Source organism: Qipengyuania intermedia (assembly GCF_019711615.1).
GTDB lineage: Bacteria > Pseudomonadota > Alphaproteobacteria > Sphingomonadales > Sphingomonadaceae > Qipengyuania > Qipengyuania intermedia.
The window spans coordinates 572,234-598,539 of record NZ_JAIGNS010000002.1; the positions used below are offsets into that span (position 1 = coordinate 572,234).

Annotated in this window: 26 protein-coding genes; 10 read left to right on the plus strand and 16 right to left on the minus strand. The window is 64.7% G+C overall.

Going from position 1 to position 26,306, the window contains the following annotated elements; genetic code table 11:
* Window positions 1–93 precede the first annotated feature (93 nt).
* The 6 genes from K3179_RS09055 to K3179_RS09080 all read left to right on the plus strand — a co-directional run bounded on the left by K3179_RS09055 (window position 94) and on the right by K3179_RS09080 (window position 7,552).
* A complete protein-coding gene (locus K3179_RS09055) occupies window positions 94–855 on the plus strand; it encodes a crotonase/enoyl-CoA hydratase family protein (RefSeq protein WP_221564210.1) in 762 nt (253 codons plus the stop codon).
* A 43-nt stretch (window positions 856–898) separates the two neighbouring features.
* Window positions 899–2,062, plus strand: a complete 1,164-nt coding sequence (locus tag K3179_RS09060; RefSeq protein ID WP_221564213.1) for an acyl-CoA dehydrogenase family protein — start codon at window positions 899–901, stop codon at window positions 2,060–2,062.
* A gap of 102 nt (window positions 2,063–2,164) precedes the next feature.
* Complete coding sequence (locus K3179_RS13595; protein ID WP_221564216.1) at window positions 2,165–3,496, plus strand: O-antigen ligase family protein; 1,332 nt, start codon at window positions 2,165–2,167, stop codon at window positions 3,494–3,496.
* 38 nt (window positions 3,497–3,534) lie between these two features.
* Window positions 3,535–4,206 carry a polysaccharide biosynthesis/export family protein gene (locus K3179_RS09070; RefSeq protein ID WP_221564218.1) on the plus strand — a complete coding sequence of 224 codons (672 nt, stop codon included), beginning with the start codon at window positions 3,535–3,537 and terminating at the stop codon, window positions 4,204–4,206.
* Entirely contained in the window at window positions 4,203–6,413 is a 2,211-nt protein-coding gene (locus K3179_RS09075; protein WP_221564221.1) for a GumC family protein, read from the plus strand. The genes K3179_RS09070 and K3179_RS09075 overlap by 4 nt, the downstream gene beginning before the upstream one ends.
* On the plus strand, window positions 6,410–7,552 hold the full coding sequence (locus tag K3179_RS09080) for a tetratricopeptide repeat protein (RefSeq protein ID WP_221564224.1): 1,143 nt from the start codon (window positions 6,410–6,412) through the stop codon (window positions 7,550–7,552). The genes K3179_RS09075 and K3179_RS09080 overlap by 4 nt, the downstream gene beginning before the upstream one ends.
* On the opposite strand, the gene K3179_RS09085 is transcribed toward K3179_RS09080, so the two are convergent.
* The 14 genes from K3179_RS09085 to tsaD form a co-directional block, all read right to left on the minus strand.
* Window positions 7,549–8,601 (minus strand): glycosyltransferase, encoded by a 1,053-nt coding sequence (locus K3179_RS09085; protein WP_345722535.1) that lies wholly within the window; start codon window positions 8,599–8,601, stop codon window positions 7,549–7,551. The two genes, K3179_RS09080 and K3179_RS09085, sit on opposite strands and share 4 nt — an antisense overlap.
* Window positions 8,602–8,672: 71 nt before the next feature.
* Window positions 8,673–9,683, minus strand: coding sequence for a fumarylacetoacetate hydrolase family protein (locus tag K3179_RS09090; RefSeq protein ID WP_221564230.1), 1,011 nt, complete (start codon window positions 9,681–9,683; stop codon window positions 8,673–8,675).
* Window positions 9,684–9,687: 4 nt separating this feature from the next.
* Window positions 9,688–10,329 carry a maleylacetoacetate isomerase gene (gene maiA, locus K3179_RS09095; RefSeq protein WP_221565504.1) on the minus strand — a complete coding sequence of 214 codons (642 nt, stop codon included), beginning with the start codon at window positions 10,327–10,329 and terminating at the stop codon, window positions 9,688–9,690.
* A 153-nt stretch (window positions 10,330–10,482) separates the two neighbouring features.
* Window positions 10,483–11,658 (minus strand): acyl-CoA dehydrogenase, encoded by a 1,176-nt coding sequence (locus tag K3179_RS09100; protein ID WP_160596435.1) that lies wholly within the window; start codon window positions 11,656–11,658, stop codon window positions 10,483–10,485.
* 69 nt (window positions 11,659–11,727) lie between these two features.
* A complete protein-coding gene (locus K3179_RS09105) occupies window positions 11,728–12,174 on the minus strand; it encodes a lasso peptide biosynthesis B2 protein (protein WP_221564233.1) in 447 nt (148 codons plus the stop codon).
* Between the two features lie 37 nt (window positions 12,175–12,211).
* A complete protein-coding gene (locus K3179_RS09110; protein ID WP_221564236.1) occupies window positions 12,212–12,598 on the minus strand; it encodes a four-helix bundle copper-binding protein in 387 nt (128 codons plus the stop codon).
* Window positions 12,599–12,673: 75 nt separating this feature from the next.
* On the minus strand, window positions 12,674–13,042 hold the full coding sequence (locus tag K3179_RS09115) for a response regulator (protein ID WP_247712919.1): 369 nt from the start codon (window positions 13,040–13,042) through the stop codon (window positions 12,674–12,676).
* 64 nt (window positions 13,043–13,106) lie between these two features.
* Window positions 13,107–13,586: a hypothetical protein gene (locus K3179_RS09120; RefSeq protein ID WP_221564238.1), complete on the minus strand. Its 480-nt coding sequence runs from the start codon at window positions 13,584–13,586 to the stop codon at window positions 13,107–13,109.
* Window positions 13,583–13,714 (minus strand): hypothetical protein, encoded by a 132-nt coding sequence (locus K3179_RS13535; RefSeq protein ID WP_282098718.1) that lies wholly within the window; start codon window positions 13,712–13,714, stop codon window positions 13,583–13,585. Before K3179_RS13535 ends, K3179_RS09120 begins: the two co-directional genes overlap by 4 nt.
* Window positions 13,714–14,454, minus strand: coding sequence for an OmpA family protein (locus K3179_RS09125; protein ID WP_221564241.1), 741 nt, complete (start codon window positions 14,452–14,454; stop codon window positions 13,714–13,716). The genes K3179_RS13535 and K3179_RS09125 overlap by 1 nt, the downstream gene beginning before the upstream one ends.
* 64 nt (window positions 14,455–14,518) lie before the next feature.
* Window positions 14,519–16,165, minus strand: coding sequence for a vWA domain-containing protein (locus K3179_RS09130; protein WP_221564243.1), 1,647 nt, complete (start codon window positions 16,163–16,165; stop codon window positions 14,519–14,521).
* A 191-nt stretch (window positions 16,166–16,356) separates the two neighbouring features.
* Entirely contained in the window at window positions 16,357–17,853 is a 1,497-nt protein-coding gene (locus K3179_RS09135) for a lipopolysaccharide biosynthesis protein (RefSeq protein WP_221564245.1), read from the minus strand.
* Complete coding sequence (locus K3179_RS09140; RefSeq protein ID WP_221564248.1) at window positions 17,850–18,842, minus strand: NAD(P)H-dependent glycerol-3-phosphate dehydrogenase; 993 nt, start codon at window positions 18,840–18,842, stop codon at window positions 17,850–17,852. The genes K3179_RS09135 and K3179_RS09140 overlap by 4 nt, the downstream gene beginning before the upstream one ends.
* Window positions 18,839–19,879, minus strand: a complete 1,041-nt coding sequence (gene tsaD / locus K3179_RS09145) for a tRNA (adenosine(37)-N6)-threonylcarbamoyltransferase complex transferase subunit TsaD (protein ID WP_221564251.1) — start codon at window positions 19,877–19,879, stop codon at window positions 18,839–18,841. The genes K3179_RS09140 and tsaD overlap by 4 nt, the downstream gene beginning before the upstream one ends.
* A gap of 48 nt (window positions 19,880–19,927) precedes the next feature.
* Here tsaD and hemC point away from each other — a divergent pair, with 48 nt between their 5' ends.
* The 3 genes from hemC (at window position 19,928) to K3179_RS09160 (ending at window position 22,475) form a co-directional block, all read left to right on the plus strand.
* Window positions 19,928–20,857 (plus strand): hydroxymethylbilane synthase, encoded by a 930-nt coding sequence (gene hemC / locus K3179_RS09150; protein WP_221564254.1) that lies wholly within the window; start codon window positions 19,928–19,930, stop codon window positions 20,855–20,857.
* Window positions 20,854–21,546, plus strand: a complete 693-nt coding sequence (locus tag K3179_RS09155; protein WP_221564256.1) for a uroporphyrinogen-III synthase — start codon at window positions 20,854–20,856, stop codon at window positions 21,544–21,546. The genes hemC and K3179_RS09155 overlap by 4 nt, the downstream gene beginning before the upstream one ends.
* Window positions 21,547–21,641: 95 nt before the next feature.
* A complete protein-coding gene (locus tag K3179_RS09160; RefSeq protein WP_247712920.1) occupies window positions 21,642–22,475 on the plus strand; it encodes an MICOS complex subunit MIC60 in 834 nt (277 codons plus the stop codon).
* Window position 22,476: 1 nt separating this feature from the next.
* Here K3179_RS09160 and K3179_RS09165 read toward each other — a convergent pair whose 3' ends face one another.
* Window positions 22,477–23,691, minus strand: coding sequence for an FAD-dependent monooxygenase (locus K3179_RS09165; protein ID WP_221564259.1), 1,215 nt, complete (start codon window positions 23,689–23,691; stop codon window positions 22,477–22,479).
* Between K3179_RS09165 and K3179_RS09170 the strand changes: the two genes are divergently transcribed.
* A complete protein-coding gene (locus tag K3179_RS09170; RefSeq protein WP_247712921.1) occupies window positions 23,666–25,813 on the plus strand; it encodes a protein-disulfide reductase DsbD family protein in 2,148 nt (715 codons plus the stop codon). The two genes, K3179_RS09165 and K3179_RS09170, sit on opposite strands and share 26 nt — an antisense overlap.
* On the opposite strand, the gene K3179_RS09175 is transcribed toward K3179_RS09170, so the two are convergent.
* Window positions 25,755–26,294 carry a hypothetical protein gene (locus K3179_RS09175; protein ID WP_221564262.1) on the minus strand — a complete coding sequence of 180 codons (540 nt, stop codon included), beginning with the start codon at window positions 26,292–26,294 and terminating at the stop codon, window positions 25,755–25,757. The genes K3179_RS09170 and K3179_RS09175 overlap by 59 nt on opposite strands.
* Between the last annotated feature and the right edge of the window lie 12 nt (window positions 26,295–26,306).

Genomic DNA, 26,306 nt, shown 5'->3' on the forward strand with positions numbered 1-26,306 from the left:
TCGAATCTTGCGGCTTTTGCCGGTTGACGTTTGCGTAAACCTCCCGCAGCAAGGGCGCAAGAACAGTTTCTATTTGCAATGGAGAGAGCGAGCATGTCGGAAGAAGTCCTGACCGAAGTCGACAACGGTGTCCTGATCGTCACGATCAACCGGCCCGAAGCGAAGAATGCGATGACCAAGGCCGCGGCCGAGGGGATTGCCGCAGCGATGGATCGGCTCGATGCGGAAGACGACCTGCGCGTCGGGATCCTAACCGGAGCGGGCGGCACCTTCTGTTCGGGTATGGACCTCAAGGGCTTCCTGCGCGGCGAGTCGCCCAGCATCGAAGGTCGGGGTTTCGGTGGGGTCGTCCAGGCTCCGCCGAAGAAGCCGCTGATCGCCGCAGTCGAGGGCTATGCACTGGCCGGCGGTCTCGAATTGATGATCGCCTGCGACCTGGTCGTTGCACATAAGGATGCGAAATTCGGCATCCCCGAAGCGAAGCGCGGCCTCGTGGCGGCGGCAGGCGGCGTGATGATGCTGCCCGACCAGATCCCCGAACGCGTGGCCATGGAGCTGGCGCTGACCGGTGACTTCATCGGCTCGGAACGGGCTTACGAGCTTGGTCTCATCAACCGCGTGACCGATGGCTCGGCCCTCGACGGGGCGAAGGAACTCGCTGCCAAGATCGCGGAAAACGGACCGCTGGCGGTTCGCGTGTCGAAGCAGATCATGAAGGAATCGCGCGGTTGGGCGATGGACGAACGCTATGACAGGCAGGCCCAGCTCATCGGCCCTGTGTTCGTGTCCGAAGATGCGCGCGAGGGCGCGGCCGCCTTTGCCGAAAAGCGCAAGCCGAACTGGAAGGGCAAATAAGCGCCCCATACCGACAAGAGGATAATCGAGAGGAACACCGCAAATGCCCGTCATCGACGTACCGCAGCCAGAATTCATGGAAGACGAGGAGATCTCGATCTTCGCCGACGCCGTCGGAAAGTTCTACCAGCAGCATGCCCCCGAGAAACGCATCCTCAAGTGGCGCGAAGAAGGCCAGGTCGAACGCGATTTCTGGCGTGAAGCGGGTGAGGCGGGCCTTCTCGGCGTATCTGTGCCGGAGGAATATGGCGGCCACGGCGGCGATTTCCGGCACGAGATGGTGGTCATCGACCAGCAGGCGAAGCACGGCGTCGAAGGCTTCGCTGCCAGCCTGCACAACACCGTCATCCTGCCTTACCTCGTGCGCCACGGCACCGAAGAGCAGAAGAAGAAGTACCTGCCCAAGCTCGTCACCGGCGAGCTGGTGAGCGCGATTGCGATGACGGAACCGGGCGTCGGCTCCGACCTGCAAAGCATCACCACCACGGCACTGAAGGACGGCAACGGCTACCGCATCAACGGCGCCAAGACCTATATCTCGAACGGTCAGACAGCCGATTTCATCATCGTTGTCGCCAAGACCGACCCGAACGAGCGCGCCAAGGGCATTTCGCTCATGCTGCTCGAGACGGAAGGTGCCGAAGGGTTCCAGCGCGGCAAGAAGCTGGACAAGATCGGTATGGACGCGGCGGATACGTCGGAGCTGTTCTTCGACGATGTCTTCGTCCCGGCCGAAAACGTGCTTGGCGGTGAAGAGGGCAAGGGCTTCTACCAGCTCATGGGCGAATTGCCGCAGGAGCGCCTGATCATCGCCATGGGCGCCATGACGGGAATCGAGAAAGCGCTCGAGACGACGATGGAATTCGTCAAATCGCGCAAGGCCTTCGGCCAGACCATCTGGGATTTCCAGAATACGCAGTTCGTCATGGCCGACCTTAAGGCACGGGCGACCGCGGCGCGGGTCTTCGTCAACGATTGCATTGCAAAGCACCTCAAGCGTGAACTCAGCGTCGATACGGCCTGCATGGCCAAGTACTGGGTCACCGAACTGCAAGGCGAAGTGGTCGACAAGTGCCTGCAATTCCATGGCGGTGCCGGCTACATCAACGACTACCCGATCGCACGCATGTACCGCGACAGTCGTATCACCCGCATTTTCGGCGGCTCGAACGAAGTCATGAAGATGGTGATTGCCCGTTCGATGTAGTTCCTTCCCCTCCCCGCTCGGGCTAGGCCGGTACCAAGCCTGACGGGGAGCGGACGCTTGCGCAGAAGAAACGCCAGACCGATATCGCGATACGGCTTGCTGGTGGCGGCTATTCTGGCGGTAGCCATGATCTTCGGTGGCGGAGGCTCGCCGAGCCCCAAGGCCGAAATCATCGTGCAACTGGGCTTTGTCGCAGCACTTGTCGGCTGGGTCTGGTGGGCACCTGCGAAAAACGACGAAGCCTTGCTGCCCGTTCCGCGAGAGCTGCTGTGGTTTGGCGGGCTGCTCCTCTTCGTACCACTCCTGCAATTGATCCCGCTGCCACCGGGCCTATGGCAGGCCCTCCCAGGCCGCGAACTGGAAATTGCCTCGCTTTCCCTCGTCGACGGGGCGGGCACCTGGCAGCCTATAAGCGTCAGTCCCTCGAGGACGCTCGCCGGCTTGCTGGCGCTGGTCCCGGCGGTCGCCATCATGTGGGCGACCGCGAAATTGCCCTCGCGCGATCGCAGCCTTCTGGTCCTTGTCATAGCCGGATTGGCGCTTGCCGGAGCGTTGTTGGGTGCCCTCCAGCTGGCGAGCGGCAATGGTGCGTTCCAGCTTTACGAAATGAGCCATCGCGGCTGGCTGACCGGGTTCCAAGCCAACCGGAATGCCGCAGTCGATGTGCTGTTGATCGGTTCGCTGGCGATGAGCGCGTATTTCGCATCGAAAGCCATGCCTCCTGCGGTCCTGCGGCGGCGGATCCCCGTGCTTGTTGCGGGGCAGGCCGTATTGCTGGTCGCGGCCGTCCTGACCGGCTCTCGGATGGGTGTCTTGCTGATACTGCCGGTCCTCGCATTGAACGCGGCGATACTGAGGCCCATCGCCGAGGGACGCACACTCAAATTCGTTGGTCGCGCGGCCTCGTTTTTCGTCATCCTGCTGCTGGCATTGCCGGTTATCCTCGCCGGCAATCCTCGCCTGGCGGCCGTCGCATCGCGTTTCGACGTCGCGGGCGATGCCCGCTTGACGCTTTGGCGCGATACGCTGTCCGCGATCGAGGCATTTTTCCCCATAGGCAGCGGTATCGGTAGTTTTCCCATAGCTTTTGCTCCCCACCAGAGTTTCGAGAGCATATCGGCAGCCTTCATCAACCGGGCTCACAACGATTACCTCGAATTTCTGCTCGAGGCAGGAATTGCGGCCCCGTTGGTACTCGCGGGCGGGAGCTATCTGCTCCTCCGGTCCGGCAGGGCAGCGTGGACCCACGCCCCCTGGGACCGTGCTCCACAGATCTTTGCCATGGGAACGCTGGCCGTCATTGCGCTGCATTCGCTCGTCGATTATCCCCTTCGCAACATGGCAATCGCCTGCCTTGCCGCGGTGGCAGCGGGATTGCTCACTCCGACACGCCAGACGCGTGAGGACAGACGGGAAGCGGACGGGGACAGATGACGGGTCGGACCCTCTCACAACTCTTGGCGCGATCTGCGATGCTGGCCGCCTCCCTGGCTGCAGCCGCTTGCCAGACGCCGCTCGATCCGGTCGTCCCTGAAGGCCAGGCGGGATATGACGCGGTCGTCATCGACCCGCAAACCGCCTTGCCGCAACGGTATACGCTTGCACCTGGCGATGTCCTTTCGGTCGCGGTCTTCGGGGAAGCCGATCTGTCGGTCGAACGCATTGCCGTGGACAATGCCGGTGTCGTAACGCTTCCCCTGATCGGCGACGTACGGGCCGTCGGCCGCAGCGCCAGCGAACTCGGTGCCGCAATCGAGGCCGCTTACGCCACGAATTACCTGCGCGATCCACGCGTGTCCGTTGCTGTGCTCGAAGCCCGCGATCGCACCATCGCGGTCGAAGGCGAAGTCGAACAGCCCGGCGTGTTTTCTTATGCCGAAGGGCAGACATTGCTGTCTGCGCTCGCACTGGCGCGCAGCCCGACGGATACGGCGAAACTCGACGAAGTGATGATTTTCCGCACGGTGGGCGGCGAACGCACTGCGGGGCGCTTCGACCTGAGGGCTATCCGCGGCGGGCGCATGCCCGATGTCGCCCTGGTCCCGGGCGATGTGGTGGTCGTTGGCTACTCCAGCGTTCGCGGCGCTTGGCAGGACGTGCTGCGCGCGGTCCCGGTCTTCGGCATCTTCAGGCCGATCGGATGACGGACCAGACACTTCCCCCCCTGATCGGCGAGCGGGACCGGTATGCAGCGGCCTATGCTGCCGCGGGCGAGAACGCCGTAAGCGCAGCGATCCGCAACGCTATCGGTGCGATCCGGCGCTATTTCTGGATGGCGATCGCGATCGTCGGTGCCGCCGTGGCGCTTTCCGTGATCGTGACCATGCTCGACACGCCGCGATACTCCGCCGCTGCCAGCCTGCAGATCAACGACCAGAGCGACGAGGTCCTGGGCGCCGATCTCGACCCGCAGATCGCCCCTCCCTCGGATTGGGATATCGACCGCTTCCTCAATACCCAGCTCGACGTGCTGCGCAGCAGGGCGCTGGCCGAGCGTGTGGCCGACGCGCTCGATCTCGCTAATGACGAGCGTTTCTTCGCCGCGATGGAAGTGCCTGCCCAGACCGGCGCTGTGAGCGAGGCGGAAAAGCGCAAGCTGGCGGTCGCGCTCCTGCAGGGCAATACCGAGGTCGAGCTACGCCGTACGACCCGCATCGCCATGGTCGAATTTTCGAGCACGGACCCCGAAGTCGCGGCGCGCATCGCGAATGCCTTTGCCGAAGAGTTCATCCAGCAGAATCTCCAGCGCCGTTTCGACAGCTCTTCCTACGCCCGCAATTTCGTGGCCGAACAGCTCGACGAGGCGCGGGCCTCGCTCGAGGAATCGGAAGCCGCATTGAACGATTACGCCCGCCAGACAGGGCTTATCCGCACGCGGGATGCCATCGCCACGGGCGGCGCGGACCTGGCTGCGGGCACAGTGACTTCTTCCAGCCTGCTGCAATACAACCAGGCTGCAATCCGCGCGCGCGAGGCACGTATCGCCGCTGAATCCCGCTGGGATGCGGTCCGAAATTCGCCCCTGCTGTCATCGCAGATCGTCCTCGCCAATCCAACGGTTCAGGCCTTGATGACCCGCCGCGCACAGCTCGAGAGCGAACTGGACGCCGCACGCGACCGCTATCTTCCCGGCCATCCCGCCGCCGCGCGCATCGAAGGCGACCTTGCAGCGGTGAACGGGCAGCTCAACCGCACCGCTAACGAGGTCCGTCAATCGGTTCGGGCCGAATATCTCGCAGCACAGGCGGCCGAAAACCGTCTGGACAGCCAGGTCAACCAGGCGCGGGGGGACACGCTGGCCGAGCAGGATCAGTCCGTGCGCTACAATGTGCTTGCACGCGAAGCCGATACGGCGCGCTCGATCTATGAGGGCCTGCTGCAGCGGTATCGCGAATTGAACGCCTCTGCGGGTATTGCATCCAGCAACATCACGATCATCGATCGGGCGCAGGCTCCCGATATGCCGTCCTCGCCCAGCCTTCCGCGCAACCTTGCGATCGGACTGCTGCTCGGACTCGCGCTGGCAGGTATCGCGATCTTCCTTCGCGACCAGCTCGACGATGTGATCCACACTCCGGAAGACGTCGAGGAAAAGCTTGGCCTGTCACTGCTCGGAGTGGTGCCGCGCACGGAAGACGGAACGCCCCTGGAAGAACTTGCAGAGCCCAAGTCGGCGATCTCCGAAGCGTATAATTCGATGCGCGGTGCGCTGCTCTATTCGACCCCGACCGGTCTGCCGAAAATCATCGTCGTGACGAGCGCGCAAGCGGCCGAAGGCAAGAGCACGACCAGTTTCGCCATCGCGGCGGGGCTTGCACGGATCGGTGTTTCGCCCCTGCTCATCGATGCCGATTTGCGCCGGCCGACCCTGCACAAGATCGCCGGTATCAGCAGCGAAAGGGGCCTGACCGACCTCCTCATCTCGCGAGACGAGCCGCGCGATGCGGCAACGCGCGTCTCCTTGGGCGAGGCCGAGTTCGACGTGCTACCTGCCGGGCCCTTGCCGCCAAGTCCGACCGAGCTTCTTTCCTCGCCCCGTATGGCGCAACTGCTCGAGATGTTCGGACAGCAATATGGGGTGGTTATAGTCGATAGCCCTCCCGTCCTCGGTCTTGCCGATGCACCTATGCTGGCTGCGATCGCCGATGGCACGATCTTCGTCGTGGAGGCGGAGCGGGGCCGGAGCGGTTCGCTCAAGGCGGCACTGCGCAGGCTGCGGTCGATGGAGCCGACAATCCTTGGCGCCGCGCTTGCAAAGTTCGATCCTTCAAGGTCAGGCAACCGCTACTCGGCCTATTATGGTTACGATTATTACGCCTATTCCGATAAGAAGAGTCCCGTTTCGTCATGAGCGGGCGGCGAGCCAGCTGGCTCGTGACGGTGGGCGCTGCGATCTTCGCCGTGGTCGCCTTTTTCTCCGGGTTCGACCGGATCACGGCGCACCAACCCAATGACGAGCGCCTGATCCCCGGTCCGTTCCGCGTCGATGCCGACCGTGTTGCCGCATCGCTATATTTGCTCGAGCGCGATGCGGGGCGTGCACAGGTCGCTGCAAGTCGCGCGATCCTTGCCGATCCCCTCGATGCACGAGGCCCCGCGTTTCTCGGCGCGGCAGCATATCGGGCGGGGCTGCCGGAGCTTGGGGAGCGGGCGATGCAAACCGCCTCCCGGCTGAGCCCGCGCGAGCCCTTGAGCCGGGCTGCGCTGGCCGCGCATGCGATAGAGCGCGGCGAGGTGCGGGAAGCCGCGCTGCATTTCGACGCCCTATTGCGCGCGCAACCTGCAGCCAGGGAGCTCGATGTCCTGTTTTCCATGATGGAAGCGAGCGAGGACGGGAGAGCGGAGCTTGCCCGGCGGCTGGCGGACGAAACAGTGTGGAGCGATGCCTATCTTCGCGCCGAGGGCCAGCGCCAGGCCATCCTGCGCGAAAGAGCGCGGTTTCTAACCGCACGGGCGGACCGGATCGGCCTGGGATGCACGCGTGTGGAGCCGCTGGTAAGGGCGCTTGCCGATCGAAATCTGCGGGCGGATGCGCAGGCACTCCAGGCGGCGCATTGCACCAATCCGGACAGCAACCAGCTGCTGATCGATCCCGGCTTCGAGCGGCTGGGGAAGGATGCGCTGTTCGGCTGGCGCCGCCATCGCTCCGGCGATGTGCGCATCATGACTGCCGGCGTTGACAATCAAAGGGTCGAGTTGAGCAATCGGACGAGCGTGACCCGGCTCGTCCTGTCCCAACCTGTAGCCCTCGCGGGCGGAGAATATCGCGCCTTTGCAAGCGTTTCCGGTGAGAGTTCCGATGCCCTTCTCGCCTCGCTCGACTGCGGCGATCCTATCAGGCCCGGCCAGGGCGGCGGGGCTTTGGGGCGCGGTCAATTGCTGCGTGCACCAGACTGCGACAACCAGGTCTTCGGTATCTGGCTGCGGCCCGGGGCAGGCTCCGTCGCGATCGACAATGTGCGGCTGGAAGCGGTCGGACAACCCGACTAGAGCAACCCGGCGTATGCGTCCTCCCAGCGCGAAGCCACTGCTTCGCGCGAAAAGACCCCGCAAGCCAGGTCTTGTGCGGCCCGGCTCATGGCTTTCCAATCATCTCCGGCCAACGCAAAGCCTTCAACCAGGGTGGACGCGATGCTTTCGGTCGAGGTTCCGCAGTCCAGCGCAGCTCCGGTGGTGAAACCCTCGGGCAGGTTGCAATTGGCACTCATCAGGGACGGGACGCCCGCCGACCAGCCCTCGAGTATCGCCATTGGCAAGCCTTCGCTATGCGAGGGCAGGACGAGGAAACGCGCAAGGTCGAAGAGGGCAGCCTTTTGCGAACCGAATGCCGTTCCGACGAACTCGACCCCCGCCGCATTCGCCTGAGGCAAAGCCTGTTCCAGCGCGGCGATACCGTCCTCGTCACCCCAGCCGGCAATGATGAGCGAGGCATCGGCAGGGAGGCGGTCGTGGGCCTCCAGCCATCCTGCGATCAGGGCCCCGAGGTTCTTCTTTTCGTGGATCCTGCCAAGATACAGTGCAACCGGCCCCCGAGGGGAGAGGGGTGCCGCAGCTGCATCCGGAGCGGCGTTCGGGATCACTACGCGCGGGGTAGCGGGTTGCTGCCGTTCGATATCCGCCGCTTCGCTCTGCGTAAGGGCATGGAACAGCGATGCCTGGTTCAGGGCGGCGTCTTCCCACAGCAACCGAGCGAGATGCTTTTTCCAGGCGTTGCGCGAGGTGATCCACGGATCGAGCATGCCGTGGGGGCTCACCACCAGCAGTTTGCCCGTTCGCCGCGCCCAGTCGCCAGCTGCCTTGACCGGGTATTGCCAGATGCCGTGGAGGTGGAGCAGGTCTAGCTTCGCTGCGCCGAGCAAACCCCGTAGTCCGGGCGCATAGGCAAGCGTGGCGGGCCCGCGGGGCGGGGCCAGATGCCGCTCGACACCTTCCAGACGCCAAGCGTCCTGTGCTGCGGCCTCGTCTTCGACACCCAGTACGACGGGCACGGCGCCACGGCTGCGCAGCATATCTGCCTGCGCGACAACGGCTTCGAACACGCCGCCATTGCGGCGGGAGACCCACGAGGACAGCAGGCCGACCCGCTTGCCCGCGAGGGGGGAGGGGTTGCTCAGGCCTCGACGACCTTCTGTTCGATAGCGCCGAAGATCGAGTGGCCTTCCGCGTCTTTCATTTCCACGCGGACGGTATCGCCGGGCGCCATGAAGCGCGTCTTGGCCTCACCATCGGCAATAGTTTCGATCATGCGGATTTCCGCGATGCAGCTATAGCCGAGGCCGCCTTCGGAAACGGGCTTGCCCGGATCGCCATCGGGCCCCTGGTTGGAGACCGTGCCCGAACCGATGATCGTGCCCGCCCCAAGCTCACGCGTCTTGGCGGCATGGGCCACCAGGTCCGCGAGGCTGAAGGTTGCATCGACGCCAGCATTGGCGCGGCCGAAGGGTTCGCCGTTGTAATCGACCACCAGCGGCAGGTGGATGACGCTGCCCTTCCACGCATCGCCAAGCTCGTCGGGAGTGACGGCGACCGGCGAGAAGGCGCTGGCAGGCTTGGACTGGAAGAAGCCAAAGCCCTTTGCCAGTTCGCCCGGGATCAGGCCGCGCAGCGACACATCGTTCACCAGCATGACCAGCTTGATGTGGTCCGCCGCCTCTTCGCTCGAGACGCCCATCGGCACGTCGTCGGTGATGACCGCGATTTCGCCTTCCATATCGCAACCCCACTTGGTGTCCTTGAGCGGGATGTCGTCGCGCGGGGCGAGGAACTTGTCGCTGCCGCCCTGGTACATCAGCGGATCGTGGTAGAAGCTCTCCGGCACTTCCGCACCGCGGGCCTTACGCACCAATTCGACGTGGTTGATATAGGCCGAGCCGTCGGCCCACTGGTAGGCACGCGGCAGCGGCGAATGCGCCTCGCGCTCGTGGAAGCGTTCGCACGGCACGGTCTGGTGCTCGACATCGGTGTAAAGCGCGTTCAGCTTCGGCGCGATCTCGTCCCAATTGTCGAGCGCGGCCTGCATGGTGGGCGCGATGTTGTCGGCGGCGCAGTAGCGGGTGAGGTCTTTCGACACGACCACCAGCTTGCCGTCGCGGGTTCCGTCCTTGAGTGTGGCGAGCTTCATGGGGTCATTTCCTCTCAGGGTTATCTATCTGGTTGTCCGGATGGGCGCGCTGGAAGGCGGGCAGGGCTAGGCAGGCCTGTTCGATCCGGGTGATGCGGGGCTTGTCGCTGAAATCGAAGCCGAACCGCTGCGCGTTGTAGACCTGCGGCAGCAGGCAGACTTCGAAGAAGCCGGGCGCGTCGAACAGGAAGTCGCCCGTGTCCAATTGCGCGAGCCGCGCTTCGAGCGGGTCGAGCGTGCGCGCGAGCCAGTGGCGATACCATACGCCGATTTCGTCCTGCGACTTGCCGTATTCGTTGGCGAGGTACTTGAGCACCGGAAGGTTCAGCGGCGCATGCAACTCTGTCGCGATGGCGTAGGCGAGTTCGCGCGCCACGTAGCGGTCCTCAATATCGGAAGGCAGCAGAGGCTGTTCGGGATAGGCTTCGTCTAGCCATTCCAGCTGCGCCATCGATTGGACCCGGTCCTTGCCGTCGGCTTCCAGCAGCGGCACCGAGCCGAAAGGGTTACGGCTGGTGAAGGCCTCGCCCTTCTGCTCAGAGGTGAGCAGGTTCACCGGGACGTACTCATAGTCCAGCCCCTTCAGCTCCAGCGCGATGCGCAGGCGGTAGCTGGTCGAGGAGCGGTAGTAACCGTGCAGCTTCATCATGCGGCGTCTCCTACAGAGTGGAACACGTGGAACACGGTCCAGGCGAAATATTCGCCGGACCCGCCAACCCCGTGAAAACCGGGGCACAGGACGGGTTCCGAGCAGTTCATGAGCGCCTGATGCCCGCGTTCCGGAAAGTAGGAAAGCACATCAGAAAGCGGCGATTCCCGTGATCGCGCGGCCGAGGATCAGCGCGTGGACGTCATGCGTGCCTTCGTAGGTGTTGACCGTTTCAAGGTTCACCATGTGGCGGATGACCTGATATTCTTCCGAAATGCCGTTGCCGCCGTGCATGTCGCGCGACTTGCGGGCGATATCGAGCGCCTTGCCGACATTGTTGCGCTTCACGATCGAGATCATGTCTGGCGCGAACTTGCCTTCGTCCATCAGGCGGCCGACACGCAGCGATCCCTGCAGGCCGAGCGCAATCTCGCTCATCATGTCGGCGAGCTTGAGTTGGTAGAGCTGCTTGGAGGCGAGCGGCACGCCGAATTGCTGGCGGTCGAGGCCGTACTGGCGCGCGGCGTGGAGGCAGAATTCCGCAGCACCCATCGCGCCCCAGCTAATGCCGTAACGCGCACGGTTGAGGCATCCAAAGGGACCCTTGAGACCTTGGACCTCGGGCAGCAGCGCATCGGCGCCGACCTTCACCTCGTCCATGACGATCATGCCGGTGGTCGATGCGCGCAGCGACAGCTTGCCCTCGATCTTGGGAGCGGAAAGACCTTCCATCCCCTTTTCCAGGACAAAGCCGCGGATGCCGCCGCCATGCGCCTCGCTCTTCGCCCAGACGACGAAGACGTCGGCGAAGGGAGCGTTGGAAATCCAGGTCTTGGAACCGGAAATCTTGTAGCCGTCGCCATCCTTCTTCGCGACGGTTTTCATGCCGCCCGGATCGGAGCCCGCGTCGGGTTCGGTCAGGCCGAAGCAGCCGATCAGTTCACCGCTGGCAAGGCCGGGCAAATACTTCTTCTTCTGCTCTTCCGAACCATAGGCATGGATCGGGTACATCACGAGGCTGGACTGGACCGAGGCCATGGAGCGGTAACCGCTATCGACGCGTTCGATCTCGCGGGCGATCAGGCCGTAGGCAACATAGCTGGCACCGGCGCCGCCATATTCTTCGGGTACGGTGGCGCCAAGCAGACCGGCCTGTCCCATCAGCGGGAAGAGTTCGGGCGCATCGAGCTCTTCGCGATAGGCGTCGGTGACGCGCGGTTGCAGCTCGCTTTGCGCGAAACCGTGCGCGGCATCGCGGATCATCCGTTCTTCCTCGGTCAGCTGGTCTTCGAGATTGAAGGGATCGTCCCAGGCGAAAGGCACCATGCCGGCCATATAGTCTCCTCTGTTACGTGATTGCCGATGGCACCATGCGCTGTGCGGCGCAAGGGGGTGTCAGGCGACTTCCCCGCCCTGTCCGGTGAACAGGGCGTATTCCGTCTCGTCGCATAGGCCCGTCACCCACTCGTCGCCCACTTTCAGCCAGGCGTGGAACCGGTTTTCCCGATCGCCGTCCAGGCGCGTTCCAATGAACAGGTCGGCCTCGATCCCGCGACGCTGCAACATGCTGCGCGCGGCAAGCGCCTGGGGCAGGCAGGTGGGTGAACCGGGCACGTTGCGCAGCGCCCGCGCGATGGCAAAGCGGATGCGCCTCGTGACTTCCAGCTCGGCCCCTTGCGGAGCGTTGGTACGCGGCGCGCCCACAGAAGCGAAGCGTTCGTGCCACCGCCCCGAGGCCACGCCGGCCACCAATGCCTTGGCATACAGTAGCGCGGCCATGGCCTCGAACGTAGCGAGGCGGTCGGCGCTGTCGAGCGCGAGAAAGGTGCGCAGCTTCGGCATTACCGCGCCAGATTACCACGTTTTCGGGCGGAAAGCCTCAATTTACGTGGGGCAACGCCTTGCGGCAGTCCTCGGCACATTCGCGGCACATCTTGGCGCAGAGCTGGCAATGCGGATTGTCATGCTGCGAACATTCTTCGGCGCAGGTCTCGCACGCCTTGATGCAGGCTTCCATCTGGGCGCGAAGGACATCGATGTTCTGGGCAGTGCGACGGACGGCGAGGCGCGCGGTGGCGGCGCAGACATCGGCACAGTCGAGGCAGTTCCGGATGCACTGCGCCATGTCCATTTCTTCTGCCACGCAGGCATCGGCGCAAGAGGTGCAGAAAAGCGAGCACAGCATGGCGTGACGCGCGGCGAGGACGAGCTCTTCGGTCTCGTCCTGAACTTGCGGATGGGCTGCGATCATTGAGGGAAGCGACATTGGGGGTCTCCTGTAATTGCTTTGTTCTTATTCAAGGCAATGGCGGGAGCGGCCCCTTCGTTCCGTCGGGCAGGATCAGTGGTGTGCGGCGGCCTGCTGAACCGAGTGGATCACCTCTGCCGGCGGGCAGGGCTTGGACAGCGCAGTGGCTTTCGGAAAGCGTTCGGCGACCTGTGCCGGCGTGATCTGTCCGGAATGGAAGATGACCTGCACGTCTTCCGCCATCATCTGTTCGGCCAGCGGATAGACGATGCAGTCACCCAGCTGAACGTCGAGGATGGCGATGTCGGGCTTGTTCTTCTGATAGGCCAGCATGGCAGAGGATAGGTCGTCGAAGGGACCTTCGACCAGATATCCTGCTTCCGAAACGGTGTCGCACAGATCGTAGCCGATGATCAGTTCATCCTCGGCCACGAGTATGCGCAGTGGTTGCTGCTGTCCCATCCTGCTCTCCTCACGCGCGCTGACCCAGTGGAGTCAACGCGCGTAGGAGAAAAGGTTCCCGCGCTTAGACGGTGGAGCCGTACTTCTGCTTGAACGCCTCGGTATCGCCGCCTGCCAGGAGAGCCGCCTGGCCGACCCAGTCGTCGCGGCGGATGCGGCCCTGGAAGCGCCCCAGCTGGGCGTCCACGCGCTCGATTTCGGCATCGTCCCATGCAGCGATCTGGTCGAAACGGGTCACGCCCAGGTCACCTAGCGTGGCGGCAAGCTTGGGTCCCACGCCCTTGATCCGGGTGAGATCGTCTCCGCCGGTAGCTTTTGCCACGGACGGAGTTGTCGGAACGGCAGGATCCTTCGCTGCGGCAGGCGCGCTATCGATCAGCGCGGCGTTGCGATGGGCCTTGTCCGCGCCTTCGTCCAGCACGTCGCTTTTCGCGCCGGTCACGCGGGTGCGCCGGGTCGAGCGGAAGAGATAGAAGGCAACGACGATACCGATCAGCAGGGCGACCAGTATCAGCGGCCATTGTTCGGCGACCAATTCGCTCATGACGTTTCCTCTTGGCTTTCTTCAGTGACGGATGGCTCGGGCGCGCGGCCCCAGGCCAGCCATCCGATAGCGAGGCCGAGCCCGTAGGCAGCCAGCATCAGGGCGGTGGTTTCCAGCCAGATCGGCATCAGCGTGGTCCCGGCGTGTCGACAGGGGTGGGGGTCACCGGCTCGATCCGGATGACGGAAAATTCGATGCGGCGATTGGCGGGATCGTCGGCCTCCAGCCCCTCGACCGGTTCGGCAGACCCGACCCCGCGGGCGCGCAACCCGTCGCGCGGAATGCCGCGGCGCACGAGGGCTTCCCGCACCGCGCGGGCGCGATCCTGGCTGAGCGCAAGGTTCGTTTCTTCGCTTCCGCTGCGGTCGGTATGGCCGATGATAGCGATGATCGAGCCAAGGCACGGGCGCAGCGCGTCGGCCACTTCGCCGATCAGGATATTGCTGGTGTCGAGCAATGCGGCGCTACCTTCCTCGAAGCGGATGGAGCGCGTGCGCAGCAGGGTCTCGACATCGTCCTCGCAATGCAGCGGCTCGAAATCGAGGTCCCCGGCCGATGCGTTGGCCCAGCCGTCTTCCCAGCTGATGCCGCCGACGCCCGGCAGTGCGGCCACCAGCTTGGCGGCGCGATCCCGCGTTCCTTCATCGAGGTTCTCGCCGCCCGAAAGCATGGGGTGGCGGATCGGTGCGCCTTCGCTGGTTTCGAAGCGAGCGGTGACCGGCTCGTATCCGGCCTCGGCAATCGCGGCCTTCGCCCGCTCGTCGAGGCGCTGCGCCAGCGCTTCTGCGCCGGGCTGGCTGCCGACGTAGCCGAGGGCCACGACGAGGGCGGCACCGAGAGAGATGGCAAGGGCGGGGCGGGCATTCATGGTCCCCGCCTTCTAGCCGCGCGCCGCAGGGGTGCAAGGCCCACGGCGCGCGCTATGCGCAGACTTACATCTGCGCTTCGGCCGTTCGGGCGAGTTCGACGAATTCCTGCCGCCAGAAATCGCGCTGGCGCCCGGCAAGGCGTACCACGTCGTCCCAGGAATATTCGGCGAGAAGCTCGTCGCCGCGCAATTTCTGGCCATAGGCAGCCACGGCCGCGGCAAAGGCGAAATCGCCCTGCGGCAGGCGCTGCGTGGCCAGCCGTTCGGCCGGAAGGCGATATTGCAGCAGTTTCGATTTAGAGCCGCCGGGCAATTTGTACCGCAGCTGGACGAAGGCAGCCTCGTTCGCATCGCCCGCCTTGGCCTTGCCGCGATTGCCTGCATAGCGGCGCTCCCCGATCCAGCCCTTCGCGCCCGTCGGGATGACCTCGTAAAGTGCCGTCACCTGGTGACCGGCGCCGATATCGCCTGCATCTACCCGGTCGTTGGCAAAATCCTCTTCCCGGAGCGCGCGGTTTTCATATCCGATCAGGCGGTACTGGCTGACCACGGCGGGATTGAATTCGACCTGTATCTTCACGTCCTTGGCGATTGTGAAGAGGGTCGAACTCATTTCGTCGCGCAGCACCTTTTTCGCTTCGAGCGCGCTGTCGATATAGGCGTAATTGCCATTACCGTGGTTGGCGATCTGCTCCATCATGGCTTCGTTGTAATTGCCCGTCCCGAAGCCGAGCGTGGTCAGAGTAATGCCGCTGTTGCGCTTCTTTTCAATCTTGTCGATCAGGGCATCGGTGTCCGACATGCCGACGTTGAAATCGCCGTCGGTGGCGAGGATCACGCGGTTGACGCCGCCCTCAATGAAGCCCTGCTCCGCCATGGAATAGGCGAGGTCCAACCCGGCCGCGCCGGCAGTGGAGCCACCCGCACCCAGCCGGGCAAGCGCCGCGCGCACCTTGGCAGGATTGCTGGTCGGCTCCAGCACGACACCGGTGGAGCCGGCATAGACGACGATTGATACCTTGTCGTCGCGGCTCATTTCCGAAGCGAGGCCGGACAGTGCGCGCTTGACCAGCGGCAGCTTGTCCGGGCTGTCCATCGAACCCGATACATCGACGAGGAACACGAGGTTCGCCGCCGGGCGTTCGCTACGCGGCAGGTCGTATCCGCGCAGGCCCACGCGGACCAGCTTGGCCTCCTCGTTCCAGGGGCTCGCCGCCGTGCTCAGCGTGACCGAGAACGGCTTGCTGCGATCTGCGGGCGCGGCATAGTCATAGCGGAAGTAGTTGATCATCTCCTCGGTCCGCACGGCGTCCTGCGGAGGCAGCTGGCCCATTGTCAGGAACCGGCGCGCATTGGCATAAGCACCGGTGTCGACATCGACCGAGAAGGTCGAAACCGGCTCACTGGCGGTGACCCTGATCGGCGAGACTTCCTCTCCCGCGTAACGTTCGCGGTCTTCCGGCGGGATCACCATGCCGTGATCGCCGATCCAGGGCGCGGCTACCGAAACCGGTGGGGGAGGGGCCATGGCCATCTCCGCGCTTTCGTACATGACCGAGGCATCGGCGGATTCCTCGATATCGACTGTCGTCAGGCGTTCGTGCTTTTCGCTGCCATCCTTGACCCCTTCGCATCCGGCGAGGGCCATGATCAGGGCGGCAGTCGAAACGAAGGCAAGCGAGCCTCCAGCTATGCGTGTTGTGTTGTCCATTTTTGTCCTCTCCACGATTCGCTCTCCCAGTGTGATGTTATTACATAAATTACGGCATCAACAAGGCAAGAATGTGGCAAAAGTAGGGCAAGGGTCAATCGGGGCGTGAAGTATCAGCAACGCGAAGGGCGGTTCGCGAATTATAATTCACTGATATTATTGAGGTTTTAAGAAGTGAGGAAGGGGCGGCCCTATTCGGGCGTTTCTGCCTTATTTCGCTTAAACAGAACCCGATCTTCAGGACCGAAGCCGCGTTTCCAGATCACAAAACCGTAAGTAAGCAGGATCGCCGGCACGCCAAAGGCGAGTTCTGCCCACTCGGGAAGCTGTGTCGCCAGCCAGCCGACGAGGACCGCCGGGGCGACCGCGTAGAGCAGTGCCCAGCGCCAATTGTTGATCGGATGGCCGAGGATGCGGGTAAGCAGCAGAGCCTTCACCAGGCTTGCCACACCCAGCGCGATCATCAGGGCGAGCGCAGCTGCGGCGGCCTTGTACGGCTCGCCATAGCCTAGGCTTTCGACGAGCATGATAAGTGTGATGGTGAGCGCCGCCTGGAACGCGATGGTCCCGACCGAAATCGCGAGGTTGCGACCACGAGCGACGTAGATCAGCACGGCTTCGGACACGACTGCGGTTGCCGCCACGACCTCTGCCGCAAGCAGGAACGCCAGCGCGCCTGTGCCGCCGACGAATTCGGGACCCACCAGGCCCATCACGGCTTCGCCGGGTACGCCCAGCGCCAGTGCGATCCCGGCCTGCGCCGCGATGATCCAGAAGCCGACCTGACAGACCTGCTTGGCGATCGCGGCGTAGTTCTTGGTCTTCAGGTTCTTGGTAATCACCGGCCCGAGGATCGGTTCGAAACTGGTCTTGAGCTTTTGCGGCAGGCTCGCGACCTGCTGGGCGATGTAGTAAACGCCGACCGCGGCGGGCGCTGCGAAAAGGCCGAGGATGAAGATGTCGAGGCGGCGCGTTCCCCACTCGATGGCATCGGCCGTCGCCAGCGGCAGTGCCCGGGCCGTCACCTTGCGCATATAGCCCAGTTCCGGACGCCAGTGTTTCGGCGGTCCGTAGCTGCGGAAGAAGGCGTAAAGGCCGGTGAACAGGCCCGCGTAGATCGACACCAGATAGGCGAGCGAGAGGCCGGAATCCGACAGGGCAGGCACAAAATAGAACACGCCCGCCATGATCGAGATCGTCCACGGCTCGACCACCGCCCTAGCGCGCACGGTGGTCGCAATATCGTATTTGTAAGCCTGCGCCGCCAGCACGATCTCTGTCAGGGCGTAGCCGGGAATGGCCAGCACGATCAGCCGGTCAAGTTCCGTGAATTCGCCGCTCGGGAAAAGAGGCGCGGGAACCAGCCAGAAGAATGCAGCTGCCAGCGCAGAAAAGACGATTGCCAGCAGCATGCCGTCGTAGACGAGGTTTGCAGGATGCGTCCCCTCTTCGCCATCGGCCAGCCGCTGTGCGAGCCCGCGCTTTTCGCCCATCGAACACATCAGTGCGACCAATTCGACCACGACGAGGGCGGAGGCAAAGCGTCCCAGCGCCTCGGGGCCGTAGAGGCGGCCCGCGATGAACAGGAACGGCAGGCGCGCCAGCAAGCGAAGCAGGAAACCGATGAAGTTCTGCCGCCCGCCCTTGGCGATGGCGGTCAGGTCTTCGTCATTGGCAGCGGCAGTCATCCCGCATCGCCCTGTTCGGCCTTGAGGGGCCGCGCGAGGATGCCTTCGACGACGGACTTCGGCTCGTCTCCCTTGAGGAGGTCGTAGACAGCCGTCACGATCGGCATGGCGACGCCTTGGCGCGCGGCAAGTTCGACGAGCACTGGCGCGGTGTGCGCGCCTTCCGCCACGGTGCGCCTGTCGCTCATCAGGGCATCGGCGCTCTCCCCTTCGCCCAGCGCATTGCCGAGCGAGAAATTGCGGCTGGAAGTGGAGGAGCAAGTAAGAACGAGATCGCCAAGCCCGCACAGTCCGGCGAGCGTTTCGGCCCGCGCCCCGAGCGCTTCCCCGAAGCGCAGCATTTCGGCATAGCCGCGGGCAATCAATGCCGCGCGCGCGTTCTGGCCCAAGCCGAGGCCGTCCACTACGCCGCAGGCGATCGCGAGCACGTTCTTCACCGCCCCGCCGATCTCGGCGCCCACGACATCGTCGGAATAATAGGGCCGGAAGGCAGTCCGTGCGATGAGCGGGGACAGGCGGTCCCACTGCTCTGCTCCGCCGCCGCACGCGAGCGTCACGGCGGTCGGCAAGCCTGCGGCGACCTCATGCGCGAAAGTGGGGCCGGAAAGGACAGCGATCGCGCTGTTCGGGGCCGTTTCCTTCGCAACGTGGTTCATCAACCTGCCGCTGCCAGCCTCGATACCCTTGGAACACAGAACCAGGTCGGCCGGATGGGATGGCATGGCGGCCAGAACGGAGCCCATGTGCTGGGCTGGCGTGACGACCAGCAGCGCATCAAGCGTGGCCATTTCCGCAAGATCGCTGGTGGCGGTAATGTGCGCGCTCAGGCTGGCGCTGGGCAGGTAGATCGAATTGGTGTGCGCGGAATTGATCTCGTCGACCAGTTCTTCCTCGCGCGCCCAGATCTTCACCGCGCGGCCATCGCTCGCCAGCATCTGTGCCAGCGCCGTGCCCCATGCACCGGCTCCGAGAACCCCTACGCTGCTCATGCCTTCACCCCTGCACCGCGCACCGGCTCTGCCTGCGGATCGAGCGGCCAGCGCGGGCGCGCCGCAATGTCGAGCGGGTCGGGCTTGAAGTCTTGCATGGCGAGCCTTTCGACACCGGCCCAGGCGATCATCGCGGCATTATCGGTGCACAGCTTGGGCGGCGGTGCGGTAAAACGCATCGAATGGCGCTCGGCCAGTTCCTCCAGCGCCGCGCGCACCGTGGCATTGGCGGCCACGCCGCCAGCAACGACCAGCGTGTCGGTGCGGCCCATCGCCTCCAATGCGATGGATAGCCGGTCGATCACGCAGTCGACGGCAGCCTTCTGGAAGCTGGCTGCGATATCGGCTGCGGCATATTTGCCGGACTGGTGGGCGCGCATGACCGCGCTCTTGAGCCCGGCGAAGGAGAAATGCGGCTCGCCGCTGCCGACCATGGGACGGGGCAGGGGGACGGCGCTTTCATCGCCTTCTTTCGCGAGCCGTTCGACCGCCGGGCCGCCCGGGAAGCCGAGGCCCAGGATTTTTGCGGTCTTGTCGAAGGCCTCGCCCAAGGCATCGTCGATGGTGGTCGCAAAGCGGCGGTATTCGCCGACCCCGTCGACGCGTAGGATCTGGCAATGGCCGCCGGAAACGAGGAGCAGGGCATAGGGAAATGCCAGTTCTGCATCAGCCAGGCGCGGGCTCAGCGCGTGACCTTCCAAATGGTTTATCGCGATCAGCGGTGTGTCGCTCGCCATGGCCAAAGCCTTCGCGCTGACGAGGCCGACCATCACCCCGCCGATGAGGCCTGGACCTGCCGTGGCGGCGATCGCATCGCAATCCGCCAGCGTAACGCCTGCATCGGCAAGCACGCCCTCGATCATGGGGGCCAGCCGCTCTGCATGGGCGCGCGCGGCGATCTCCGGTACCACCCCGCCGAAGGGCGCGTGTTCCTCGTCCTGCGAGGCGATCCGCTGGGCGATAATCCGCCGTTCGCCATCGACCAGCGCGGCTGCGGTTTCGTCGCAGGAACTTTCGATGCCGAGTACGAGCGTCATAACTTCGCTTTCCCTTAGCGGTCTCGCTCGCTAGGGCAAGCCGCCGATATGCCAGACACGCCCATCCTTCGCCTTGGAACCCGCCGTTCGCCGCTTGCCATGGCGCAAGCAGAGGAAGCACGCGCCCGGCTTTGCGCCGCTCACGGCTGGGACGTTGGCGCGGTCGAACTGGTCCCCGTGATCGCTAGCGGCGACAAGATACAGGACCGCCCGCTCGCCGAGATCGGGGGCAAGGCGCTGTGGACGCGCGAACTCGACCTGTGGCTCGCCGAAGGGCGCATCGATGCGGCGGTACACTCGATGAAGGACGTGGAGACAATTCGCCCCGACGAAATCGCCATCGGCGCGATCCTGCCGCGGGCGGACAAGGCCGACGTCCTGCTGGGTGCCGCGTCCCTCGCGGATATACCGCAAGGCGCAAAGGTCGGCACCAGTGCGCCACGCCGGGCGGCCCAGCTGCTCCATGTGCGGCCCGATCTCGAAGTGGTCGGTATCCGCGGCAATGTGGCGACGCGCATGGCAAAGCTCGAAGCGGGCGAAGCGGATGCGACCTTCCTTGCGGCGGCGGGCCTTTCCCGTCTCGGAGAGGACAATGTCGGCATGAGGCTCGAACCCGAAGACTGGCTTCCGGCACCGGCACAGGCCGCAATCGGTATCGAATGCAGGGCCAGTGACGAGCGCACGCGCGAGGCCCTGGCACAAGTGAATCACGCGGAGAGCCACGATGAAGTGCTCGCCGAACGCGCTTTGCTCCAGGGTCTTGGCGGCACGTGCCACAGCCCGATTGCCGTCCTGACAACCCGCGCCGACAACCGCCTGGCCATGCGCGCGGCCATCTTCAGCCCGGACGGCAGCCAGCGCGTCGACGGGCAGGCCAGCTTCGCATGCGACGACACGGCGGCCCCCGGCGAACTGGCACGCATGCTGCTGGCCGATGCACCGCCGGAAGTCGCAGCGAATTTCGGACATATGGAATGACTTGCCGGGTCTTCGTTTTCCGCCCTGAACCGGGCCTTTCGGTGACGCTCGAGACCGCGAGGGCACTCGAACTCGACGTGAAGGGCTGCCCCCTGTTCGAAGTCGAGCCGGTCGAATGGGGCGCGCCCAAGGCCGACAGCTACGACGGGTTGCTGGTCGGCAGCTCCAACGTCTTCCGTCACGGCGGAACCCACCTCACGCGCCTCACATCCCTGCCGGTTTATGCGGTTGGCGAAGCCACGGCAGAGGGTGCGCGCGAAAAAGGGTACATGGTCGCGCGTACGGGCACCGGCGGCTTGCAGGCATTGCTCGACAAGATGAAACCGGGCGAGCGCCACATGCTGCGCCTTGCAGGCGAGGCCCATGTCGAATTGCAGCCTCCCGAAGGCATGACGATCGACACCCGCGTGGTCTACCGCACCAAGCCGCTCAATGTCGCCGACGAGATGGCCGATACCATGCGCGTCGGCGGCGTGGTGTTGCTGCATTCGGGCGAGGCGGCCAAGCGCCTGTTCGAGGAATGCGAAAGGCTGGAGATCGACCGCTCCAGGCTCGCGCTGGCAGTACTGGGCGCCCGGATTGCCGACCTTGCGGGGGAGGGCTGGCACTCCGTCCACATCGCCAACCACCCTCGCGATGCCGAGCTACTGGCCTTGGCCGAGCAATTGTGTCAGACCATGTCCAATTGATATGACGCCCCGCATGAGAGGCGTCCGGGGTCGTGGATTGGAGTAAGATGGACGAGTTTTCGAGAACTCGGCGTGCGCGTGGTGGAATGCGCCCGATGTTGCTTGCCGTGGGCGGCGCTTTCGCCCTGGGAGCGGGCGTTGCCGGCTATATCGCCTGGCGCATGGACGCCGCACCGGCCAGCGACGCGGAACCCGCACGAATTGCGGACAACACATTGGTCGAAGGCGGCGAGCCGTCGCCCACACCCAGCGCCAGCGAAAGCGCGGCTGCTGCCCAGGCGGTGGAACGTGTGGCCGAACAGCAGGGCGGGATCGACCAGCGTCTCGCTGCAGCGGAACAGCGCCTGTCCCGGCTCGACCTGCAAGCACAGGCGGCTGCGGGCAATGTGGCACGCGCGGAGGGCCTTCTCATTGCCTTCGCAACCCGCCGCGCTGTCGATAAGGGGGCCGAGCTCGGCTACCTCGCCGACCAGCTGAGGCTCCGCTTCGGCGACGCTTTGCCCAATGCGGTGAACACCATCCTCACCTTTTCGCGCGACCCGGTCACGCTGGACCAGCTGATCTTCCGGCTCGAGGGTCTCGCGCCGAGCCTGCAATCGGGCGAAGGCAAGCCGAGCCTCGAGCGATTTGCCGACGAACTGGGCTCGCTCTTCACGATCCGCCGCGAAAGCGCGCCGTCGCCACAGCCCCAGCAAAGGCTCGAACGTGCGCGCCTGTTCCTTGAAAGCGGCCGCGCGGATTCGGCGGTTGCGGAAGTGCGCAACCTGCCAGGTGCGGTGAATGCCGAAGGATGGCTGCGCGATGCGGAGCGTTATGCCTCGGCCCAGCGCGCTCTCGATCTCATCGAAACCGCAGCGGTGCTCGAACCGCGGCGCCTGCGCGATGGTGCGGGTAACCGGATCGAACAGCCGAGCCCGGTCGAAGAGTAGCTCAGGCTTTCATCAATTCGGGCACATCGCCCGACACGCCGCGGGCCTCGTCCATGAAGAACTTCTTCAGCATGCCGGACCGCTGCACGCCGGCCATGCCGAGGCGCCGGACGGCGCTGGCGGCCTTGCCCGGAACGCCGAACAGCCGCGTCAGGCTGTCGGTCGCGCCCATGACCATGATGGAATCGAGTGCGCGCCATTTTTCGTAGCGTTCGAGCACCTGCATATCGCCGAGATCGAGGCCAAGACGGCGCGCATCTCCCAGCACCTCTACCAGCGCGCCGACATCGCGCAGCCCCAGGTTGAGGCCCTGTCCGGCGATCGGATGCATGCCATGCGCACTGTCGCCGACCAGCGCCATGCGCTCGCCCACGATGCGAACGGTGTGCTGGAAACTGAGCGGATAGGAAGTGCGCGCGCTGTTGAGCGCAAGTTCGCCGAGCAGATCGCCCATGCGCTTTTGCACCTCGGCGAGGAAAGCGCGTTCGCCCATCTTGAGCACGCCTGCTGCATCCTTCTCGTCGACCGTCCAGACGAGCGCGCTGCGATGCTGGCCATCTGGCCCGTCGAGCAGCGGGAGCAGGGCGAAGGGGCCAGCCGGATAGAAGATTTCCCATGCCACGCCGCCATGCGGCTTGCTGTGGTCGAGGCCGACGATGATCGCGCGGTGGGAATAGTCCCAGCTGGCCATTTTCAGCTCCGCATCCTCGCGAGTCGGCGAACTGCGGCCTTCTGCGCCGACCAGCAGGTCTGCGGTCAGGACCTGCCCGTCCGCAAGCGTGGCGGAGACGCCGTAAGCATCGCGCTGGCGATCGACCACCTCGACGGGGGCGTGCAGCGTGATGAGGCTTTCGTCCTTCACCGCTTCGAACAGGGCCGTGCGCAGGACGCGATTGGCGAACATGCGACCAAGCGAGCCTTCGTGCTCTTCCGGCGTGAAATCGATGCGCCCCGGCTTCATCTGATCGAGCACGGCGATGCTCTCGATCGGGCAGCCATGGGGTTCAAGCGTGTCCGCCAGGCCGATATTGCGGAACAGGCGCCAGCTGGCGGTCGAAATCGCCGACGCACGCCCGTCAAAACCGTCTGCCGTCAGGTCGGCGGGATCGGCCCGGTCGACCAGGTGGCTCGAAAAACCTTGTTTCGCGGCTGCCAGCGCCAGTGTGGAGCCGACGAGACCGCCGCCGAGGATGAGCAAGTCGCGCTTGTCTGTCATGGACACGGTCCCTAGAGCGGGCGGCGTGACACTGGCAAGGATTATGGACGTCTCGCTGGCCCGGCTGGCCGCTTTCCTGCTTGCCCTCACGTGCCTTTTGCCCGCTGCTGCCTTCGCGCAGGATCGCACCGCGCGCTTCGGTGACGAGAACATCTCGGTCGACCTGTATGCCGACGGTACGCCCGCGCCCGGCGAGGAATGGCTCCTTGCGCTGCGTTTCAAGCCGTCGAGCGAGGAATGGCACGGATATTGGTCCAATCCCGGCGATGCGGGGCAGGGCATGGATCTACAGCTCGACCTTCCCGATGGGTGGGAAGTCGGCAAGCCGCTCTATCCCGTGCCGCAGACGCTGCTCATCGGCGGGTTGATGAACCATATTTTCGAGGGGGAGTATGTGGTTCTCGTGCCCGTCACTCCGGGCCGGGACGCGGCGGTTGCCAATCTCGCACCGGTTTCCGGTTATGTCGAATATCTCGCCTGCACGGACCGTATCTGCGTGCCGCAGGATGCGGTTCTGGAGGCGGGGCCCGGCGGCGATTTCGACGAGTGGCGCGGGCGGATCGCGCCCATGCTCGACAGCGAGGCCGGCTTCGAGATTTCCGGCAAGCGCCTGCGTATCGGTATTCCGCTACCGGCTGCGCTGGACCTTGGCGAGCTACACCTGTTTCTCGAAAATAGCAGCTTGGGCAATGGCTTGGTGCCGAACTACGCGGCGGTCCAGACGTGGATCCGCGATGGCAACCTGCTGGTTGCCGAACTGGAGCTTGAGCGGACCAAGGGTGTGGGCGGCGCACCGCCAGAACGCATCGAGGGCATTCTTGCTCTGGGTGATGGCGAAGGCGTCCGTTTCGTGGCGACTCCCGCCAACGTCCCGCTGGAAGGCGTGAAGCCGTTCCGCGGGGCCGAGGAGGCGCCCGCCTTCGGCTTGTTGATACTCGCCGCGCTGGTTGGCGGCCTCCTCCTCAACATCATGCCGTGCGTTTTCCCGATCCTCAGCCTCAAGGCGCTGGCCCTGGCGAAGGCCGGGGGCGACGAGGGTGCAGCCCGGCGCGATGCGCTCGCCTACACCGCAGGCGTGGTAATCGCATGTGCCGGTCTGGGTGCGCTGATCCTGTTGCTGCGATCGGCCGGTCAGCAGGTCGGCTGGGCCTTCCAGCTGCAGGAGCCCGCCATAGTGGCGAGCCTGTTCGCGCTCGCTTCGCTCATCACGGCAAATTTCCTCGGCCTGTTCGCCATCCCCGGCCTCGCCATTTCCGGCGGCAAGCCGAGTTCGGGCGGATCCTTTGCAACCGGCCTGCTCGCAGCGTTCGTGGCCACGCCCTGTACGGGACCGTTCATGGCGCTCGCCCTGGGCGCTGCGCTGGTGCTGCGACCGATCGAGGGTTTTGCAATCTTCACCGCACTCGGCATCGGACTGGCACTGCCGTTTCTCCTCGTCGGCTTCGTGCCCGCATTCCGCAAGCGGCTGCCGAAGCCCGGAGCATGGATGGAACGCTTCCGCCGCTGGATGGCACTGCCCATGGGGCTGACCGTTCTCGCGCTCGGCTGGCTGCTATGGCGGATCGGCGGCGGACTGTTTCTGCTTTCGGCGACCGGCGTCGCGGCGGGTCTCGTCTATTTCGCCGGAATGCTCTCGCCGGAAGGCCACGCTGCCGGTCGATCGAGAACGCTCCCGGCAATGGTCGGCCTGGCGATGGCGGTCTTGTCGGCGATCGCCATGGCGCGGAGCTATGAGCCGCCCGTCGCCGATAGCGCGCAGAGCATTCTCGATCCGCAGGAATTTTCGGCCGCCAACCTCGCAGCGGCTCGCGCCAGCGGCCAGCCCGTCTTCGTCTGGTTCACCGCCGACTGGTGCATCACCTGCAAGGTCAACGAGAGCGTTGGGATCGAGCGCGAGGAAACACGCGCGGCGTTCGAGGAAGCGGGCGTAATCGCGATGCGCGGGGACTGGACGCGGCGCGACGACGATATCGCCGCCTTCCTGTCGCAACAGGGCGCTGCCGGGGTTCCGCTCTACCTGTGGTATCCGGCGGGCGGGGACGCGCGGCAACTGCCGCAGGTGCTTACGCCTGATCTTCTTCCGGATCTGGTCCGTCAGGAAACGGCGCGCAATCGGCAATAAATTGCGCCGGGAGGCGGCTGGGATTGAAGATGATCGACCCGGCGCCCGGCACCGTCGCTTCGACAGTTCGCGGACCGGTCAGCACTTCGAGCCGGGGATCGTCCGCAGGCGTGCGCCCGCGCCAAATCCAGACCTCGCCATCCTGTTCGGCATCGATCCAGAAGCGTTCCACATGGCCGTTGCCGATCATCGCCAGAACGGCCTTGGCGTGGGCATCGGCCTCGACGAACCGGGTATAGCGCAGCATCTCGCCCTCGCAGGCGAGAGCCATGAGAGGCGTCGCACCGGGCTTGCCATAAAGAAGCCGCTCGCGATCTTCGCTGTAGGCCCACACGGAACCTTCGGTGTCGGGCGAATCGATCGGCGCGCGCGGTGCATCGCGTTCGGTCGCAATGCGCTCACGCGTGACGTATTCATCGGAGGCAGGAGGCTTGCACGCCGAAACCAGCAGGAGTGCGCCCAGCGCGATGGTGCGAAACATGACGCGCAGCTA